The sequence below is a fragment of the Neobacillus sp. PVCKKU3 genome, from assembly GCF_058323225.1.
In genome coordinates this window covers 82775-103112 of record NZ_JBLVQN010000001.1, presented here as the reverse complement: position 1 = coordinate 103112, position 20338 = coordinate 82775, and the positions used below count along the sequence as shown (strand labels likewise).

Here is a 20338-nt window from a genome sequence, read left to right as displayed (position 1 = left end):
TTTAATCCCCTATCTGCTCATTCATTGCTAATTTCATGGCAAAATGGTAAACCGTTTGAAACGGTACCTTGTGCTCCCTTGCTGCTCTTGCAACATCCTCATATTCCGGAGCTTGGTGGAGGATTTTATTCCCCCTGCTGGCCTGCTTCACCTTAATTTGCCCATAGGGAGTTCCAACCTCAATAAATCTTCTGTCAAGAATATTGCGGCTCCACATGCTTCTTCGGACCCCAAGGGTAGTAGTCTCTTCCAATAAAATTTGTTCACAGCGGTCCGCCAGGTTTAAGGATACCAAAACGGTTACAAGGGTGCCCGGCCTATTTTTCTTCATGTAAACAGGGGTATAAAAAACATCAAGAGCTCCTGCAGCCAGCAGACGTTCCATCGCAAACCCAAGACCCTCACCAGTCATATCATCAAGTTGGGCTTCTAATATATAGATAGATTCTCTTTCTTGATTGGGCTCAGGCTTCGTTGATGATTGGATGTTCGTCGGAGATATGAGTAAGGCTCGAAGAACATTTGGGTGGTCTTTTTCACCAGCACCATACCCCACCTTGTCCACAACAAGACCGCCAATAGGCATAAATTTTTTCACAAGCACCCGCAAGATTGCTGCCCCTGTTGGTGTAGTCAATTCTCCTTGGACGTTTAGTTCTGCAAGCGGAATCCCTCTTAGCAGCTCAAGCGTGACTGGAGACGGTATTGGATAAAGCCCGTGAGCCGTCATTTTGTGGCCAAAACCTGCTGGAACGGGTGATGCGAATATTTCTTCGATTTCGAGGCTTTCAAGCGCTAGGCAGAAGCCAATGATTTCGATTATAGAAGCTATTTCAAAATAAACCTCATTGGAGTCGATACCATTTAGCTTTCCTTTTGCATTTGCGAATTCATAAAATATTGCCAGACTGCGTTCCTTAGTTTTATCTGGGAGCTGACTTTCTGCAATTATTTTAGATATCTCTTGCGCACTCTGATGTTGATTTTTTTCCGATTGGTAAAAGATGCTTATTTTTTTTGCAGCAATGCCTTGATTCGTAATATTATGTACTTCGATTCCTAACGGCTCTATTGGTAATTTTCTTAGATGATCAACTATGTAAGAGATGTCGGCTCCTAAATCGATTAGTGCGGCCAAAGCCCTGTCCCCGGCAATGCCAAAAGTGCAATCAAGATAGAGCGTTTTCATTATTGGCTTCCACCCATTCTTAATTTTTGTATGTATCAAAAATGAAATAAAAACCTTCTGCCATAACTGACAGAAGGTGTGTTTGTGAAAAAACGAAGAGTCCCAATGGTGCCGTCGCTTTTTGATCCTTCGTTTTGATCCCGCACTCAGCAGGGGGGTGCCCTATTCCTGTTATTGTAAGTCCCCTTACTCGCAATGGAGTGGGGCATTTACGCATTCAGAAAACTCCGGACTCCCAAATAAACAATGTTCGGTCAAAACTTCAGGTAACACAACGTACATCTCAGGACTCTTCTTGATTGACTTAATCATAGCATATTTTCAAAGCACCTTCAAGGAGACCATGTGAGCTAATGCCTGCTATTTATTAATTTTTAGTGACAAGTTGAGTTCCTGTAATTGGGCCTCGGAAACCTCGCTTGGTGCTGCCATTAACAAGTCGCTTGCGCTCGCTGTCTTAGGGAAGGCAATCGTATCGCGAAGGTTGGTGCTGCCAGCTAACAGCATAACCAATCTGTCGAGCCCGAGAGCGATTCCGCCATGCGGTGGTGTACCGTATTCAAAAGCATTCAGCAGGAAGCCAAATTGTTCTTTGGCCTGTTCAGGCGTAAAACCAAGAACACTGAACATTTTCTCCTGAATATCCCGTTCAAATATTCTTAACGATCCGCCGCCTAGCTCATAGCCGTTTAGCACAAGGTCATAGGCTTGGGCGCGAACCTTGGAAGGATCAGTCTCTAAGTACTCCAGATCTTCTCTGACAGGCATCGTGAATGGATGATGGGCAGCATAATAACGGCCATCTTCTTCTGAGAATTCAAGCAGCGGCCAGTCTGTCACCCATAAGAAATGGAAACGGCTTTGGTCGATTAGCTCTAATTCTTTGCCAAGCTTTAACCGTAAAGCACCCAGCGCGTCAGCTACTACACTCTTTTTATCAGCTACAAACAGCAGCAGGTCGCCTTCGGAAGCCTCCAGTGTAGCTTTCAGGGCTGCTGCATCTTCTTCAGAGAAGAACTTTGCAATCGGCCCTTTTAGACCATCAGCTTCTGCTTTAAGCCAAGCAAGACCTTTCGCACCGTAAACAGCCACAAATTCAGTAAGTGCATCGATATCTTTACGGGAGTATTTATCTGCCGCGCCTTTTACATTGATTGCCTTCACTTGGCCGCCGCTTGAAACTGCTGAAGCAAACACCTTAAAACCAGACTCTTTCACGATTTCAGATACATCCACTAATTCCAATCCAAAGCGGGTATCAGGCTTATCTGAACCGTAACGGCTCATCGCCTCGTCATAGCCCATACGCGGGAATGGCGCTGCCACCTCTACACCTTTTACTTCCTTCATCAGTTTTGACATCATTTTTTCCATCAAGGCCATTATGTCCTCTTGACTTAAAAAGCTTGTTTCAATATCGATTTGTGTGAATTCCGGCTGGCGGTCTGCACGAAGGTCTTCGTCGCGGAAGCAGCGGGCAATTTGATAGTAACGTTCTACGCCGCCAACCATCAATAATTGCTTAAACAGCTGCGGCGATTGCGGCAGTGCGTAGAATTCACCAGGATGCACGCGGCTTGGAACTAAATAGTCACGGGCTCCTTCTGGTGTACTTTTGGTCAAAATCGGTGTTTCAATATCCAAAAAACCTTCCCCATCAAGGAAGTTCCTGATTTCTTTTGTCACTTGGTGACGCATCTTTAAAGTTTCAAAAATGACCGGACGGCGGAAGTCCAAATAACGGTATTTCAGGCGGACATCCTCAGAAGCGTCGGTCCTGTCAGAAATGGTAAATGGAGGTGTTTTTGCCTCGTTAATGATTATTACCTGTTCTGCTTGAACCTCAATTTTTCCCGTTTTAAGATTTTCATTAATGGTTCCAGGTTCGCGGGCAATGACTGTGCCAACGATATCAAGAACATATTCATTACGGATTTTTTCCGCTGTTTTTAAAGCTTCTTTTGAAACATCCGGATTGAAAACAATTTGAACAATGCCGGATCTGTCGCGCAAATCGATAAAAATTAATCCGCCCAGGTCGCGTCTTCTTTGAACCCAGCCCTTTAACGTTACTTTTTCCCCAACTGCGGTCTCTGGAACTTCACCGCAAAAATACGATCTCCCAAACATGCTAAAAATCCTCCTTTATGCTTTTAAACCTTGAAAATAGTTGACGAGGGAATTCAGTTCAACCTCCACTTGTTCGCCTGTCTCCATATTTTTTACATTAATTTTATTGTTTTTTAATTCATCATCGCCAAGAACAGCTACATAACGCGCCTGTAAGCGGTCAGCAGCCTTGAATTGGGCTTTAATTTTTCGATTTAAATAATCCCGCTCTGCGGAAAAACCAGCCAAACGAAGCTGCTGCAGGAGGCCGACAGTGTAATCCTTTGCTTCCTCTCCAAGTGCGGCAAGGTAGCAATCAATCCCTTGATTGATTTCCATTTCAATGCCTTCTGCTTTAAGAGCGGCAATGAAACGCTCAATACTTAAAGCAAAACCGATGCCCGGTGTTTCCGGACCGCCGATTTCCTCGACCAGCCCGTTATAGCGGCCGCCCCCGCAGAGTGTCGTAATGGCACCAAAGCCCTCGGCATTACTCATAATTTCAAAGGCGGTGTGGTTGTAATAATCCAGACCACGGACAAGGTTTGGATCTACCTCAAATTCAATATCAAGCTGGGTTAAATACTGTTGGACTTTTCCAAAATAAGCTTTAGATTCATCATTGAGATAATCAATGATGGACGGTGCCGTCTGCATTAGCTCATGGTCGCGGTCCTGCTTGCAATCCAAAATTCGAAGCGGATTTTTTTCCAAACGGTTTTGACAGTCCGAACAAAACTCACCGATTCTTGGTTTGAAATGATTGATTAGCGCTTCACGGTGCGCATTTCGGCTCTCCTTGTCACCAAGGCTGTTAATGATCAGCTTCAGCTTTGATAAACCCATTTCTTTATATAGATTCATCGCAAGCGAAATGACTTCCGCATCAATCGCCGGGTCGTTACTGCCTAATGCTTCAACGCCAAATTGGACGAATTGGCGGTAACGTCCAGATTGGGGACGTTCGTATCGAAACATCGGCCCCATATAATAAAGCTTGATCGGCTGACCTGGAAGCCCGAACATCTTTTTCTCCACAAATGCCCGTACAGTAGATGCCGTTCCTTCCGGTCTTAAAGTAATGCTGCGGCCGCCCTTGTCTTCAAATGTATACATCTCCTTTTGAACGATATCGGTGGTGTCACCGACACCTCTGGAAAAAAGGTCCGTGTGTTCAAAGATAGGAGTTCGGATTTCCTGGTATTGATATTTTTCACAAAGTTTTCTAGCCTTCTCTTCAATCATCTGCCATAGCTCTACTTCTCCTGGCAATATGTCTTGGGTTCCTCTTGGTATGTTTATTGACATGCCAATGACCTCCTTAAATACGTATTTATGTATGGCGGTTCAAAACAAAATAAAAAAACTCCCATCCCTTGTATAAAAACAAGGGACGGAAGTTTAATCCGCGGTGCCACCCTAGTTGAAGCGCGCTTAAGTTCAGCGGCTTCCTCTCAAAACAGTTAACGCCTGCCACGTTCTTCTCCTAATAGAGGAATACCCTTTTTCAGAGAGAAACCTACGGAGTGTTCATTCATTAAGATTCATGCAAAAATGCTTTCAGCCCAGGGCATTTTCTCTCTTTTCATGGATTGTCTTAACTACTATGCTCCATCATTGGTTTTATGCAAATAATATTTTGATTATTTAATAATAATACGGAGCAACAGCAACTTTTGTCAAGCAAGTTTTAAGATCGCTCCAAACGTTTTTTTAGCTTTCTTACATCCCTCATCGTTAATCCAAATTCAGATGCAAGCTCATAGGAACCAGAATGCTGTTCCTTTTCAATAAAATCATGGAAATCCATACCGAACAGCCGGCCATTCATTGATTGGATGTTCATTCCCTTGTCACTTGACCGCATCGCAAATCCCCCCTGTTAAACTTCCTTTTGTGTTTATTCTTTCCATCTCGTGAGAAAAAATTTCATCACTTTTTATTTTTTAATAAAGCTTGTCCAAAAATGACCATTTAAGGAATGATTTTCAGTATATTTTACGTTAAAATAAAATGGTAAAGGAGGAAGATATGCACAAAAGGTTTAGTCTGCTATTATTATCTATCATTCTTTTTTTGGGGGCCTTCCTGCCTGAAGGAAAAAGCAGCGCTGCAAGCGGCAGCGTATCGATTGCCGTGGATTCGCTTAATGTTCGCACCGGACCCGGTTTAAGCTATCCATTATTGAAGCAAGTGAACCGCGGCGAAACATTTCCAATCGTAAAAGAACAAGGAGAATGGATACAAATTCAAGTTTCCTTTGCCAAAACAGGCTGGGTAGTCAATTGGCTCGTAACAAAGGATAATGAACAAACAGCCAAAGCCGTCTCCTCTTCCGGTCAATCTGCTGCAACTGCCAATTCCAGTCAATTAAGAATCCGAACCGGTCCAGGGACAAGCTTCCAGGTCATTGGTTCTTTAACAAAAGGTCAAGCAGTTAAAGTAATTGACCAAAATGAAAATTGGTACAAAATCTCCTCAATGTTCGGGGAGGGCTGGGTTGCGAAGGAATTTATTGATTTAAAAACAGCGGGTCAGCAGGAAAATAGTTCAGCTACTAATGCGGGTAATAAAACAAGTACACGTGCCGGTGCCGATACGGGCAGTGTAATTGGCGACACGTTGAATGTAAGGCAGTCACCAAATGCAGCAAGTCCGGTTATCGGGAAACTGACAAAAGGGACAAGTGTGGCGATTTTATCCCAGCAAAATAAATGGGTACAGGTTAGCTATTTAAATGTGAAGGGCTGGGTCAGTGCTGAATTTATTAACCTTGATTCGGAGGTCTCAAAAGATACAGCGAAAATCAAGCAAACAACCAGTATGTCAGGTTTTGTTACCGCCGATAGTTTAAGAGTTCGCTCCGGGGCTACTTTAAATTCCTCAGTGATTGGAACTGTAACAAGAGGACAACGCTTTACTATCGTTGAAGAGAACAATAACTGGGCAAAAATAGAGTTAAAATCTGGCAGCTTCGGCTGGGTATCCGGGTTTTATCTGGATAAGAGCGGAACAAAGACCTCTTCGGATGCTGGACAAACTGTAAAGGAAAGTGCCATCACCATTCTGCAAAATGGAACTAACATCCGTAAATCGCCTAGCGTACAATCAGATGTAGTGGTGCGGGCAAATGAAGGTGAAGCTTATTCTGTCAGCAGCGTGCAGAATGACTGGTATGAAATTAAACTGAAAGATGGAAGTACTGCTTATGTAGCCGGCTGGGTCGTCTCGTCTAACGGCTCTGTACCGCAGATTGAGAAAGCAGGAGCAGAAGGCTATTTAAAAAATAAAACGATTGTCCTTGACCCTGGTCACGGCGGCGGCGACAATGGAACAACGGGAGCGAACGGGACATTAGAAAAGGATTTGACACTTCGGACTGGCCGTCTTTTATATGATAAATTGAAGGCAGCCGGAGCAAATGTCTATCTTACAAGAAACAATGATTCCTTTATTTCCCTGCAGTCTCGGGTTGGAATGGCCCATTCATATAATGCGGATGCGTTCGTTAGTCTCCATTATGACTGTGACTTAGATCGAAGTGTGCGCGGAATGACAGGCTATTATTATCATGTCTATCAAAGAAATTTGGCTGACACCTTATACAACGCTGCAGTAGGACAGGCTAAACTAAAAAATCGCGGAGTTCGCATTGGCGATTATCATGTCATTAGGGAAAATAATCAAAAAGCTGTACTCATGGAGTTAGGTTATTTAAGCAACCCGGAAGAAGAAATGACTTTGAACTCCAGCACTTACCAAGAAAATGCCGCATCAGGTTTATACGAGGGACTTGCAAGATATTTTAAAGCAAATTAAAAGAGACTGACCAGGTCAGTCTCTTTTTAACGCATTAATGCAGTTATTTACTTTCGACAATTAACGTTACCGGGCCGTCGTTTGTTAACTGCACATCCATCATAGCCCCGAATTGACCGGTTTCGACATGGACTCCTTTTTCACGTAATAAACGATTGAAGGTTTCATAAATTTCCACCGCATATTCGGGTCTCGCCGCTTTGATGAAGCTTGGCCGTCTTCCGTTGCTGCAATCCCCGTAAAGGGTAAATTGCGAAACGGACAAAATCTCCCCGCCAACATCCAGCAAGGACATGTTCATTTTTTCGTTTGCATCCTCAAAAATTCTTAAATTGACGATTTTATCTGCAAGATAAGCAGCATCCTCTATCTTATCGTCATGGGTGACTCCAACAAGCAGGACAAGACCTTTCTCAATCTGCCCAATCACCTCGCCACCCACCGTTACTTTGGCCGCCTTGCTACGTTGAACTACTATTCGCATCACAAAAACTCCTTTAATTCATCATCCGGCGAACCGAGTAAATATCGGAAATCTGTTTAATTCTCTCAACGACCTTTTGTAAATGAGCAACATTATGAATCGCAATGGACATGTTAATCATCGCCATCTTATTGCGGTCCGTTTTGCCGGATACGGCGGATATATTGGTTTTCGTCTCGTTCACAGCCTGCAGAACCTCGTTTAACAGCCCTCTCCGGTCATAGCCGCTGATCTCGATATCGACATTGTATTCTTTCCGGTCATTTAAGGCGGATTCCCATTCTACCTGAATAAGTCTCGACTGGGCATCGCCGGTGTCAATATTCGTACAATCCGAACGGTGAACGGAAACGCCGCGCCCTTTCGTAATATAGCCGACAATTTCGTCCCCTGGAACAGGATTACAGCACCTGGACAAGCGGATTAGCAGATTATCAATGCCTTGGACACGGACTCCAGATTCGCGCTTTTTAGACTGCGGGAACGCCTTTAAATCAGTAATCGCATTGGCAAGGCTTGCTGACTGCTCCTGATCTCGTTTTTTGCGCCATTTTTCCGTTAAGCGGTTGGCCACCTGAAGCGCAGTTACCCCATTATAGCCGACAGCCGCATACATATCCTCTTCATTGGTAAAATTAAATTTTTCGGCTACTTTTTTAAGATTGTCTGGTGTTAAAATTTCTTTAATATCAAACTCCAAATTTCGGATTTCCTTTTCAACCAGCTCTTTGCCCTTGACGACATTTTCATCGCGGCGCTGCTTCTTAAAGAAAGCGCGAATCTTATTTTTCGCCTGAGATGTTTGAGCAAGCTTTAACCAGTCCTGACTCGGTCCATAGGAATGCTTGGAGGTTAGAATTTCAATGATGTCGCCCGTTTTCAGCCTGTAATCAAGCGTAACCATTTTGCCGTTCACTTTGGCTCCAATCGTCTTATTGCCGATTTCTGAGTGAATCCGGTAAGCGAAGTCAATCGGAACAGAACCGGACGGCAATTCAATTACATCGCCCTTTGGTGTAAAAACAAACACCATATCCGAGAAGAGATCAATTTTTAATGATTCCATAAACTCTTCAGCATTAGCTGTATCGTTCTGGAACTCAAGAATTTCTCTAAACCAGGTTAGCTTTTGTTCAAAGGAAGAACTATCGCTGAGGGATTTTCCCTCTTTATAGGCCCAGTGGGCGGCAACCCCGAACTCGGCGATGCGGTGCATTTCAGACGTACGAATCTGCACCTCAAGAGGATCGCCTTTTGGACCGATAACCGTGGTATGAAGGGACTGATACATATTCGGCTTTGGCATCGCAATATAATCCTTGAAACGCCCTGGCATCGGCTTCCAGCATGTATGAATAATCCCTAAAACGGCGTAGCAATCCTTTATGCTATTGACGACAATACGAACAGCGAGCAAATCATAAATTTCACTGAATTGCTTATTCTGCAAGGCCATTTTCCGATAAATGCTGTAAATATGCTTGGGACGTCCAGAAAGATCTGCTTTAATGGAGACATCAGAAAGGCGCGCCTTCACTTCGTCAATAACATCGTCAAGATATTGCTCCCGCTCCGCCCGCTTCTTTTTCATTAAGTTGACGATCCGGTAATATTGCTGCGGATTTAAATATCGTAATGCAGTATCCTCAAGCTCCCACTTAATTGTTGAAATACCAAGACGATGGGCTAAAGGGGCAAATATTTCAAGTGTCTCATTGGCAATCCGACGCTGCTTTTCCAACGGAAGATGCTTTAACGTCCGCATATTATGCAAACGGTCGGCAAGCTTAATAAGGATAACCCTGATGTCCTGTGCCATGGCCACGAACATTTTCCGATGGTTCTCCGCCTGCTGTTCCTCATGAGATTTATATTTAATTTTCCCCAGTTTCGTAACCCCATCGACAAGCATAGCCACTTCGGCATTAAAAGTATGTTCAATATCCTTCAAGGAAACATTCGTATCCTCAACGACGTCGTGAAGAAAACCTGCCGCCACCGTTGATGGATCCATTTCCAAATCAGCCAAAATGCCGGCGACCTGAATTGGATGGATAATATATGGCTCACCTGATTTACGATATTGATCACGATGAGCATGCTTAGCAAAATCATATGCCTTCTTGACTAATTCCACATGCTCTTCGTTTAAATATTTTCTTGTCTTGTCGATGACTTGGTCGGATGTTAACACTTGATCATTCGCCATGAAATCACCTTTTTTATTTTCCATCTCGTTTTATGAGCCATCAGCATTCTTTTTATAAATCTGACGAGCTTGTTGTTTCTCTATATGCCAAAAAACGGAATTTGTATTTTTATATAAATTCAATCTAGGAAAAATTGTTCCTAAATTAGAATGATTGTTACTATTATCGAAAAAAATAACCAAGATGTAAAGAGTTTAATCTTTTTTCATTATATAAAGAGAGCACTCATGCTTTCGAGTGCCCTCATGAAACGTTAATACTGCATTAATGTTAGTATATCATAATCATCAAGCTTGCTTCTGCCGTTTAGGTAAGTCAACTCGATGATAAAGGCGATTCCAGCCACTACACCGCCGAGCTGCTCAACCAGCTTAATCGTTGCATCAATCGTTCCGCCGGTTGCCAGCAAATCGTCCGTAATCAAGACACGCTGACCAGGTTTTATCGCATCTTTATGAATGGTTAAGACATCTGTCCCATATTCCAGTCCATAACTGACGTTAACTGTTTCACGAGGAAGCTTTCCTTCCTTACGAACAGGAGCAAAGCCCACTCCAAGAGAATACGCAACCGGGCAGCCAATGATGAAGCCGCGCGCTTCAGGTCCAACTATAATATCGATGTCCTTATCCTTGGCATAGGCGACGATTTGGTCTGTCGCATATTTATATGCTTCGCCATCACCCATTAAAGGAGTAATATCTTTAAAAACAATACCTTGTTTTGGGTAATCCGGTACAATTGCCACAAACTTTGTTAAATCCATTCCTTTACTGCCTCCTCAATTACAACTGACTCACCAATAATCCCATCAAACCAGCCTTTTAATTCTTGATAGGATGAAAACAATAATTCCCTTTCAAGATCATATTGGTTCTTTTTCAATTGATAGGTTGGCGAATAAGTTAAATCGCGCTTTTGCGCTGACCGATTTAAAGTAATAAAACCATTATTTATTGTAACAAAATCCAATTCATAAAACACCTTTGACATAAAATTAATCGTTTCCTTTGACCAGCCGCGGCGTTTGGCGATATCGTCGCCATACCTTTTCAAATCAATAGGTCCATTTTTCAAAAGAAAAGCATAATACCATTTAAAATGTTCTCTTGTCGGTAAGGTGCTGAAAAAATCACTGGATTCTTTATAAAAATAAGCGTAAATCCTTCCAGGCTTATTCCCCTTTAACAATTCCGTTAAAAGCTCTTTTGAAGATGGAAAATCTGCTAGTATAATGTTACCTTCATAGCCATTAAATGCACTCGCTTCCATTGTGTCCCGAATCATAATGCTTTCCTGTTGAAGGTTTGGAGCAAGTTTTTCAAGATGGGATTGATTAAAAAGGATAATCTTCCTATTTTCTGCAGGCACCGTAGCAGCAATGCTATTCAGCCGCTTTTGGCCGCGAAAATCAAACAGCTGCCACGACTCTACAGCAATGTCCTGTACCATGATTTGCGGTTTACGTATATTGTTCCATTCATTAATCGATAATTCACCAATTAACGAAATTTTAGCCGATGGAGAAATCTCATCAACAATGGAACCCAAACCGAAGCCTACCCCATCAAGATTGGCGTCATTTTCACTAAGCGATAGTTTCAGATGATTTTGCTCGCTGCCGATTTTTCTGATACTGGCAACATCCACCTGGTTGATTAACACCTTTGGTTTGGAGTTATCCATTCCGAATGGTGACAGCAGGTTCATTTCTTCCAAGGTGGTTAAATGAATATCCTCTAGATGAACCTCTTCATCAAGAAAGGTTACCGGAATAAAATCCTCATCCGATAGGAGGTCATCGGCTAACTTATTTAAGCGCGCCCTTAGGATTGGTACGTCATCAATTTTCAGTGTCATTCCTGCAGCCATGGGATGTCCGCCAAAATGAGGCAGGATTTCCCTGCAAGTTGATAAATTATGAAAAAGATCAAAACCGGGAATACTGCGTGCCGAGCCCTTTGCCAGCCCTTTTTCATGGTCAAAACTTAGCACGATTGTCGGGCGGTAATATTTTTCAACCAGTCTCGAGGCGACGATCCCAATGACACCGGCATTCCAGCCTTCCTTGCCAATCACCAAAACCTTGTTGGCCTCAATCGGGAAATTCTTTTCAACTTCCGCAATTGCCTCTTCGGTTATTGTGTTTACGATGGTTTGCCTTGTTTTATTTAGGACATCCATCTCAGCGGCTAATTCCTCTGCCTCCATAGAGTCATCGGTAAGAAGGAGACGGACCGCCAAATCGGCATCCTCAAGCCTGCCTACGGCATTGATACGAGGTGCGAGTGTAAAACCAATGGTTTCTTCATTTATTGTTTGCAAATTAACACCAGCGATTTTAAAAATGGCCCGCAAACCAATGTTCTCAGTGACCTTCAATCTTTCTAGGCCCTTTTTGGCAATCAGCCGGTTTTCGTCTTTTAAAGAGACTAAATCGGCGATTGTACCAATCACCGCAATTTCAAACAAATGCTCAGGCACTTTTCCATATAAGGCGTGGGCTAATTTAAAGGCAACCCCCACACCAGCAAGTTCGCGAAACGGGTAAATGCTGTCAGGCAGCTTTGGATGAATAATCGCCAAAGCTTCCGGCAAAACAGGCCCTGGTTCATGGTGATCCGTAATGATTAAATCCACACCCAATTCCTTTGCTACCGCCGCTTCATGAATAGCGGCAATTCCGGTATCTACGGTAATAATCAACTTTATTCCCGCTTCCGCCGCATGGCGAAAGGCAGGCTCATTAGGGCCATAGCCTTCTGTAAAACGGTTTGGAATATAGAATTGGACGTCTGCCCCTAAATCTCTGAGTGTAATCATTAACACGGATGTACTACTGACACCATCCGCATCGTAATCGCCAAATATAAGAATCGGTTCCTTCCGTTCGATTGCTTCACGAATACGTTTAACAGCGATATCCATCCCTTTTAACAAATAGGGATCGTGGAAGTCATCTTTTCCAAATAAAAAATACCGTGCAGAATCAACGGTATCTAATCCGCGGTTAACAAGCAGCGAAGCCACTAGAGGTGTAATTTCCAACTCGTTTTCCAGTTCTTTTACTAGGGTCGGATCTGATTCACGAACAATCCATCTTGTTTTAGACTTTAACATGTAGAAGTTCACCCCTTTAGACCTTCTTATTATACAGGAGCATGAGGTCCCTTTCAATGATGGATATATTAGCCAAAATAAAACCGCAGCCTGGGCTGCGGTTTTATTTTTTATTATACTTGCGGCTGATCCGAATACTTTCTTTTTTCTTTAACGGTTTTAATGACGCCCTTCTTTTTAAGCTCACGTGTCTTAAAGACGTACCATAATGGACCGGCGATACAAATGGATGAATATACACCAGTGAGTAACCCGACAAACAAGGCGATCGAGAAGTTCTGGATAGACGGACTGCCAAATATTATCATCGCAACAACTGTTACTAATACGGTAAAGACTGTATTAACAGAGCGCGTCAAGGTCTGTCTGATACTTACGTTAAGTACATCGGCAATATCTTGATTCGTTTTAAGACGCTTCTTCTTCTGCATGTTTTCACGCATCCGGTCGAACGTCACGATTGTATCGTTAATCGAATAACCGACAATCGTTAACACGGCTGCGATGAACGTTAAGTCAACCTCCAGCCTTGTGATGCTGAAGAAAGCAACCATGAAGAAGGCATCATGCAATAAGGAAACAATCGCGGAAACGGCCATCGCCCATTCAAACCGAATCGTAACGTAAAGAATAATCCCAATCGATGCGATAATCAAGGAAATAAACGCATTTTTCGCCAGTTCTTTACCAACAGTCGGCGAAACGGTGCTGACGTTTGGCTCTGACCCGAATTCCTGCTTGAAGTCTGATTTTAACTTAGCAATTTCATCTTTGGATAATACATCCTTCGTACGAGCGGAGGCAATTTCCTTTTTATCACCGGAAATCACAACATCATCCGGTGTAATATGATGCTTATTTAATGCCGTTTCGACTGTTTGGGTTGTTAAAGGGTTATTAGATAAGACTTCAATCCTGGTTCCCTTTGAAAAATCAATGGACAAATTCAAACGGAACACCAGTAGCAGCACTAAACCGGCGGCTAGCAAGACTCCGGAAATAATGAAGAACACCCTTCTGCCTTTAACAAAATCCAGCTTATCAAATCGTGTTGGCAAATCTAATGTATCAAAGTTTTCGGCAATATCCTTAATCGCAGACTTCTTAACAGCAAACCAGCCCGGCTTTTTATTCAAGAAACCGCTGTTTACCCAGAATCCTAAGAATAAACGGGATGCGAAAACGGCTGTCACAAAGCTTAGCAGGATACTCACCAATAACATCGTAGCAAAGCCTTTAACCGAGCTTGTACCATAGAAGAACAGCACGCCGGCGGCCAAAATCGTTGTCAGGTTGGCATCAAGAATCGATGAAAAGGAATTCTTACTTCCTGCTTGGAACGCGGATTTAATGGATTTACCAACCTTAATTTCTTCCCGTATCCTCTCATAGGTGATGATGTTGGCATCAACAGCCATCCCCACCCCGAGGATTAAGGCGGCAATACCTGGCAGCGTCAACACTCCGTTCATCCAGTCAAAGATGAGTAAAACGAGATAAATATATAGGGATAATGTAATTGTTGCAATGAATCCAGGGAAGCGATAATACACAAGCATGAAAAGATAAATAATGGCGATACCGATAATACCGGCCAGAATGGTTTCATTTAATGCCTGCTCACCAAAACTAGCTCCGACAGATGTAGAATAAACTTCCTTCAGTTTAACAGGCAGAGCACCGGCATTTAAAAGCGAAGCTAATGTTTGTGCTTCCTCTGCAGTAAAGTTACCGACGATAGAAACAGTATTCTGGTTAAATACTTGGTTTACTGTTGGAGCAGATAAATATTTAGGGTCTTGCTTTGCTGCTTCTGCTTTAAAGGAATCTTTTCCTTCGATAAAATCAAGCCAAATGACTAAAACATTTGGAGACGAGTTGACAATTTCCTGCGTCACTGTTTTGAACTTATCAGCGCTTTTTAACGTTAACGAAACACTTGGTTTACCATTTTCGTCAAAAGTTTGCTTCGCTCCGCCTTCTTTTAAATCAGTACCGTCCATCATTAGGCGGTCATTGGCATCACGGAAGGAAAGATTTGCTTGGGTAGACAAAATTTCCCGCGCTTGATTTTGATCTTCGACACCGGCAAGCTGGACGCGGATTCGATTTGTCCCTTCAATTTGAATGTTTGGCTCGCTGACCCCTAGGACGTTAATCCGCCTATCGAGCGCTTTAGCCGTACTGGCCAGGATATCTTTGTCAATTTTCTGACCTTTTTTCGCCGGCTGCACCTCATATAAAACCTCAAAACCACCTTGCAGGTCCAGGCCAAGCTTAATGTTGTTCAAAATTCCTTTTGCTGTAACTCCCATTGTACTTCCTAATAACACAACTATTAGAAGGAAGGCCAAAATTCGACTGCGTTTCACCATTATGTATTGTTCCTCCTTAAATAAAACAAAAGCACAATTTGCTTTTTCTTAGTCCAATACTGTCCAAAATCACTTCCTTCATTATGGAATATGTCAACAGCAACTGTCAATTTAGAAAAAAATAGATAAGTCTATTTTAAAAGCTCTTTCCATTCCTCTTCATCTTCAAGAGAGAATTCGGCAGTTTTATATGTTTCAATCGTTGCAAAGCTGATGAAATCACTTACCTTAATGGAGAGAATATCCTGGATGATTTCGTAAAGCTTCTTTTCTTCCGTTACCTTTCTCCACTTTTTCTTGGTCAGGTATTCCCAAAGCTCTGGTTCGCTGACTGAATCATAACCCAGCAAACGAAATTCTTCCAGCTTGCTCACCATAGCAGGTTTTACTTGAGTACGAAATTGCCCATAATCCATCTTCATTGCCCCCCGAAAGAAGTATCCATAAATTAAACTGCCGTATAAATGCTTGTCATGCTTTGTCCACCATATCGCATATAGATAATTGTATATGATATCGCCTATTTTGAGAAGGTGGGAAGAGTATGTCAAAGTTTTTAAAGGGGACTTTCATCCTATTAGTTGCCGGATTGATTACAAGAGTCCTTGGTTTCATTTATCGGATTGTCCTGGCGCGCAGCATTGGTGAAGAAGGCGTCGGCTTATATATGATGGCATATCCTACATTTATCCTTGTGGTGACGATTGTACAGCTTGGGCTGCCTGTGGCGATTTCGAAAAATATCGCTGAAGCGGAGGCAAAAGGAGATCACGCCGGAATTAAAAAAATTCTTGTTGTCTCCCTTGCCACAACGATTACACTGTCCACCATTATAACGCCTGCATTATTATTACTGGCACCAGTTTTGTCAACAACACTTTTTACCGACCCAAGAACCTATTATCCTTTGATGGCGATTGCACCGGCGGTTCCCATTATTGCTATCTCTTCTGTGTTAAGAGGATACTTCCAAGGAAGACAGAACATGCGGCCATCAGCGGTATCGCAAATTTTGGAACAGCTTGTGCGGATTACCTTAATTGCCGTTATGACCAAAGCCTTTCTCCCTTATGGAGTCGAATATGCGGCGGCGGCGGCGATGGCGGCTTCCGTTTTAGGTGAGGTAGTTTCTCTAATTTACTTAATGACAACCTTTAAATTTAAAAAACGCTTCAGGCTGCGCAAGAATTTTTTCCAGTTTGTCCATAAGGGGAAACAAACCTTTAAAGATTTGATGGAGATCGCGATTCCGACAATGGGAAGCCGAATGATTGGGTCAGTTTCATGGTTCTTTGAGCCAATTGTGGTCGTTCACAGCCTGGCAATTGCGGGTGTGATGGCGGTTGATGCGACAAAACAATACGGCGCCCTGACAGGTTATGCAATGCCGCTGTTGATGCTTCCTTCTTTTGTGACTTTCTCGCTGGCTACCTCCCTTGTGCCAGCCATCAGCGAAGCGAATTCGCAGAAAAACTATAAATTAATAGAGTACAGGCTCCAGCAGGCCTTAAGATTGACTTTTTTAACAGGCGGACTTGCGGTCATCGTGCTTTATGTGTTAGCTGATCCTCTGATGCAATTGATGTATGGTTCCACAAAGGGGGCTTATTTTATCCGGCTGATGGCGCCATTCTTTTTGTTTTATTATTATCAAGGCCCGCTTCAAGCCGTACTTCAAGCATTGAACCTAGCAAGAGCGGCAATGATTAATAGTTTAATCGGGGCGATTGTGAAAACGGCCGTCATCTTTATCCTTGCTGCCCAGCCTGCCTTCGGAATTACCGGTGCTGCGCTAGGGATTATCGTAGGCTTTGTCGCTGTTACCCTCCTTCACTTTGCGACGGTCTTAAAAAGGATTTCCTTTCCTTTTTATATCCGCGACTACTTAAAAGGATTTTTGGTAATGGGAGCATCAGGCTGGCTGGGATTCTGGCTATTTGACAACATGCTTTTATCAGAACCTTTAGCTGTGAGAGTTCTGTCCGCTTTATTCGCGATGAGTATATCATATTGTTTAATGCTTTTATTATTAGGTCTAATTAAAAAAGATGAACTGCAAAGACTCCCATGGATTAAAAAATTTTTTATAGCAAAATAAATGAAAACTCGCCGATTGGCGAGTCCGATAGGACGGTTCATGAGGCGTAGTTGAATTTATACGTTAAGAAGACACGCACATTTCTTGGCGTGTCTTTTATTCTTCGTCTAATAAATCAATAAAAAACTTTCCGTTTTCATAACTGCAAAAGGAAATTTTTTTAATATCACGGTACCCCTTTTTCTTTAATTCCTGTCGAAGCCAGAGATTTGTTTTGTTTATTTTTTTTAGATTCTCCTCATCAATCGTCCCATCCATAATTAATGGAATGGTGATATCGCCATTTTTCGGTTCGTTCTGACTTCCCTTCTGTCTTTCAATCACGGACAGACTTCCAGATGACTCTAAAATAGCAAACTCAACATCTGAAATGCTGCGAATGTCCTTCTCTCTTAATTGGGTCAATAAATCATCAAAATTATAGCGCTGCTTTCGCATTGCATCCTCGTCTACCTTCCCCCTGTTAATGATAACAGTCGGCTTTCCATCGACCATATCGCGGAACCTTTTACTTTTTAAAGAAAGAAGCGCCATTATAATTTGGATAATCATGAGCAAGAACATCGGCAAAACAGCATGAAATAATTTAACGGTTGGTCTTTCGATTGCGACAACGGCCAATTCACCAATCATGATAAAGACAACAAGATCAAGAATACTAAGTTCCCCAATTTCCCGTTTTCCCATAGAGCGAAAAATAACAAGAATAACAGCATATAAAAAAAGAGTCCTAAAAAGTATCGTTAGAAAATCTTCCACCCTATTGTCGCTCCTTTAATTGCATTCCATTATATTGTTTGCCCCTAAGGAAAAAATCATGAACGGAATAATATCCCAGATGTGCTTTTTAGGAATAAACGAAAATTTAATTCTACTTTGCCGACCTTCTGAATACGCTTGTACTAGGAAGAAAACTGTATTCCGGGCCTTCGCGAATAACATATCCAAAATAGATTAAATTTAGCCCGGCAGGAACAAAAGGGGGAGAGAGCCATCGAATCAAAGAGTTTTGGTACAGCCATACTGTACGGATTAATTTTTATTTTCGCTTTTGCAAGCATTGCCAGCCTTATTTTTTCCTTTGTGTTAAGATTCACGTCCGCCCAGGAGTCAACGCTTCAATATGTGGTAACGGCCCTATCATTTATTGGCTTGTTTGGGGGAGGGTTTCTGTCCGGCGGCAAGCGGAAAGAAAAAGGCTGGCTGATCGGCGGCGTTACTGGTCTGATTTACTCACTAATCGTCTTTTTATTTCAATACCTCGGTTATGACCGGCTGTTTTCTGCTGAGCAAGTAATCTATCATACCTGCTATACATTAATTTCAATGATGGGCGGAATTTTAGGAGTTAATCTTGCCACCAATAATTCAAGAACTGCGTAAAATACAAAAAAGGAAGCTGTTATCGAAACAGCTTCCTTTCCTGTTTTATACTTGTGCTTCCTTACCGGACTCAGTCACTTCACGAATGGCAGAGCGCTCATATGTAAGACGGCTTCCATCGCCACATTTGATGACAACTTTATTTTCATCAATCGAATCGATAAAGCCATGTAAACCGCCAATCGTGACAATCTTGTCACCCTTTTTCAATTCACTTTGCATGTTCTGAACCGCCTTTTGGCGCTTCTGCTGCGGGCGAATTAACAGGAAATAAAACAAGACAAACATTAAAATTAATGGAATAATGGATCCCAGATTTCCCATACTGTTTCCCTCCTTTCAAAAAATATCTATCAGAAATTCTTCGCGTTTGGCTGATTAAACCCGTAACGCTCAAAAAATTCTTCGCGGAAATCACCAAGCCGGTCTTCCATGATGGCTTGTCTGACCTTCTCCATTAATCTTAACAGAAAATATAGATTATGGTAAGACGTTAGACGAATTCCAAACGTTTCATTACAGCGAATTAAGTGGCGGATATACGCCCTGCTGTAATTTCGGCATGTATAGCAATCACACTCAGGGTCAAGCGGGCCAAAATCTCTTGCATATTGGGCATTTTTTACAACAAGCCGGCCAGAGCTTGTCATCAGAGTCCCGTTCCGGGCAATTCTAGTCGGCAGGACGCAGTCAAACATGTCAATCCCGCGAATAGCCCCGTCGATAAGTGAGTCTGGTGAACCAACTCCCATTAAATAGCGAGGCTTATTAGTTGGCAGCAGCGGCGTGGTAAATTCAAGCACACGATTCATAACATCCTTAGGTTCGCCGACAGACAAACCGCCAACAGCATACCCTGGGAAATCCAGCGACACGAGATCCTGGGCACTCATCTTGCGCAGCTCCTCATATTCCCCGCCTTGAACAATCCCGAATAATCCTTGATCTTCAGAGCGCTGGTGGGCATTTAAGCAGCGTTCGGCCCATCTGGAAGTCCGCTCCACCGATTTTTTCATATATTCAAATGTTGCTGGAAAAGGCGGGCATTCGTCAAAAGCCATCATGATATCCGAACCAAGGGCATTTTGAATTTCCATCGCTTTTTCCGGCGATAAAAATAATTTCTCGCCGCTAAGATGGTTGCGGAAATGAACTCCTTCTTCTTCAATTTTTCGGAATTCACTTAAACTGAACACCTGGAAGCCGCCTGAATCGGTCAAAATCGCCCGGTCCCAGTTCATAAATTTATGCAGTCCACCCGCCTCTTTAATGATTTCATGTCCGGGACGGAGCCATAGATGATAGGTATTGCTTAAAATAATGCCGGCACCCATTTCTTTAAGGTCTTCCGGTGACATTGTTTTCACGGTTGCCAGCGTTCCTACCGGCATAAAGGCCGGGGTGTCGAAAGAACCGTGCGGGGTGTGAACCCGGCCAAGGCGGGCACCCGTCTGCTTACACGTTTTGATTAATTCATAGCGAATTGCAGTCAAATTCTTTTCTCCTTCCAAAAGGCGGTGTGATTAGCGCTAAGCAAAAACTTATTTAAAT

The 20338-nt window shown here is 42.8% G+C and carries 16 protein-coding genes, 1 other RNA gene and 1 other annotated feature; of the genes, 3 read left to right on the top strand and 14 right to left on the bottom strand.

Annotation, left to right across the window (positions count from 1 at the left end; translation table 11 throughout):
- Window position 1: 1 nt before the first annotated feature.
- The 5 genes from larC to ACNQGS_RS00480 all read right to left on the bottom strand — a co-directional run bounded on the left by larC (window position 2) and on the right by ACNQGS_RS00480 (window position 5165).
- Window positions 2-1189, bottom strand: coding sequence for a nickel pincer cofactor biosynthesis protein LarC (larC, locus tag ACNQGS_RS00500; protein WP_491485646.1), 1188 nt, complete (start codon window positions 1187-1189; stop codon window positions 2-4).
- A gap of 95 nt (window positions 1190-1284) precedes the next feature.
- Window positions 1285-1482, bottom strand: a non-coding RNA gene (gene ssrS, locus ACNQGS_RS00495) — 6S RNA.
- A gap of 67 nt (window positions 1483-1549) precedes the next feature.
- Window positions 1550-3319 carry an aspartate--tRNA ligase gene (aspS, locus tag ACNQGS_RS00490; protein ID WP_491485645.1) on the bottom strand — a complete coding sequence of 590 codons (1770 nt, stop codon included), beginning with the start codon at window positions 3317-3319 and terminating at the stop codon, window positions 1550-1552.
- 15 nt (window positions 3320-3334) lie between these two features.
- Window positions 3335-4606 carry a histidine--tRNA ligase gene (gene hisS / locus ACNQGS_RS00485; protein WP_491485644.1) on the bottom strand — a complete coding sequence of 424 codons (1272 nt, stop codon included), beginning with the start codon at window positions 4604-4606 and terminating at the stop codon, window positions 3335-3337.
- Window positions 4607-4684: 78 nt separating this feature from the next.
- Window positions 4685-4925, bottom strand: a binding site (T-box leader).
- A gap of 63 nt (window positions 4926-4988) precedes the next feature.
- On the bottom strand, window positions 4989-5165 hold the full coding sequence (locus ACNQGS_RS00480; RefSeq protein WP_213120054.1) for a hypothetical protein: 177 nt from the start codon (window positions 5163-5165) through the stop codon (window positions 4989-4991).
- 164 nt (window positions 5166-5329) lie between these two features.
- Between ACNQGS_RS00480 and ACNQGS_RS00475 the strand changes: the two genes are divergently transcribed.
- Entirely contained in the window at window positions 5330-7117 is a 1788-nt protein-coding gene (locus ACNQGS_RS00475) for an N-acetylmuramoyl-L-alanine amidase family protein (RefSeq protein WP_491485643.1), read from the top strand.
- A 43-nt stretch (window positions 7118-7160) separates the two neighbouring features.
- Here ACNQGS_RS00475 and dtd read toward each other — a convergent pair whose 3' ends face one another.
- From dtd to ACNQGS_RS00445, 6 genes are all read right to left on the bottom strand, one after another.
- Window positions 7161-7601: a D-aminoacyl-tRNA deacylase gene (gene dtd, locus ACNQGS_RS00470; protein WP_213120052.1), complete on the bottom strand. Its 441-nt coding sequence runs from the start codon at window positions 7599-7601 to the stop codon at window positions 7161-7163.
- A gap of 13 nt (window positions 7602-7614) precedes the next feature.
- Window positions 7615-9810: a RelA/SpoT family protein gene (locus ACNQGS_RS00465; protein WP_491485809.1), complete on the bottom strand. Its 2196-nt coding sequence runs from the start codon at window positions 9808-9810 to the stop codon at window positions 7615-7617.
- Window positions 9811-10064: 254 nt separating this feature from the next.
- Window positions 10065-10577, bottom strand: a complete 513-nt coding sequence (locus tag ACNQGS_RS00460; protein WP_423799187.1) for an adenine phosphoribosyltransferase — start codon at window positions 10575-10577, stop codon at window positions 10065-10067.
- Window positions 10568-12931 carry a single-stranded-DNA-specific exonuclease RecJ gene (gene recJ / locus ACNQGS_RS00455; RefSeq protein ID WP_491485642.1) on the bottom strand — a complete coding sequence of 788 codons (2364 nt, stop codon included), beginning with the start codon at window positions 12929-12931 and terminating at the stop codon, window positions 10568-10570. The genes ACNQGS_RS00460 and recJ overlap by 10 nt, the downstream gene beginning before the upstream one ends.
- A 113-nt stretch (window positions 12932-13044) precedes the next feature.
- A complete protein-coding gene (gene secDF / locus ACNQGS_RS00450; RefSeq protein ID WP_491485641.1) occupies window positions 13045-15306 on the bottom strand; it encodes a protein translocase subunit SecDF in 2262 nt (753 codons plus the stop codon).
- Between the two features lie 131 nt (window positions 15307-15437).
- Window positions 15438-15722, bottom strand: a complete 285-nt coding sequence (locus ACNQGS_RS00445) for a post-transcriptional regulator (protein ID WP_491485640.1) — start codon at window positions 15720-15722, stop codon at window positions 15438-15440.
- A gap of 128 nt (window positions 15723-15850) precedes the next feature.
- Here ACNQGS_RS00445 and spoVB point away from each other — a divergent pair, with 128 nt between their 5' ends.
- Entirely contained in the window at window positions 15851-17404 is a 1554-nt protein-coding gene (gene spoVB / locus ACNQGS_RS00440; RefSeq protein ID WP_491485639.1) for a stage V sporulation protein B, read from the top strand.
- Between the two features lie 96 nt (window positions 17405-17500).
- On the opposite strand, the gene ACNQGS_RS00435 is transcribed toward spoVB, so the two are convergent.
- Window positions 17501-18163 carry a DUF421 domain-containing protein gene (locus ACNQGS_RS00435; protein WP_491485638.1) on the bottom strand — a complete coding sequence of 221 codons (663 nt, stop codon included), beginning with the start codon at window positions 18161-18163 and terminating at the stop codon, window positions 17501-17503.
- Window positions 18164-18397: 234 nt separating this feature from the next.
- Between ACNQGS_RS00435 and ACNQGS_RS00430 the strand changes: the two genes are divergently transcribed.
- Window positions 18398-18787 carry a TIGR04086 family membrane protein gene (locus tag ACNQGS_RS00430; RefSeq protein WP_491485808.1) on the top strand — a complete coding sequence of 130 codons (390 nt, stop codon included), beginning with the start codon at window positions 18398-18400 and terminating at the stop codon, window positions 18785-18787.
- A gap of 45 nt (window positions 18788-18832) precedes the next feature.
- Here ACNQGS_RS00430 and yajC read toward each other — a convergent pair whose 3' ends face one another.
- The gene (gene yajC, locus ACNQGS_RS00425) at window positions 18833-19111 is read right to left on the bottom strand and encodes a preprotein translocase subunit YajC (protein WP_491485637.1); all 279 of its coding nucleotides are present in this window, start codon (window positions 19109-19111) and stop codon (window positions 18833-18835) included.
- A 29-nt stretch (window positions 19112-19140) separates the two neighbouring features.
- Window positions 19141-20280, bottom strand: a complete 1140-nt coding sequence (tgt, locus tag ACNQGS_RS00420) for a tRNA guanosine(34) transglycosylase Tgt (RefSeq protein ID WP_491485636.1) — start codon at window positions 20278-20280, stop codon at window positions 19141-19143.
- Window positions 20281-20338: the final 58 nt, after the last annotated feature.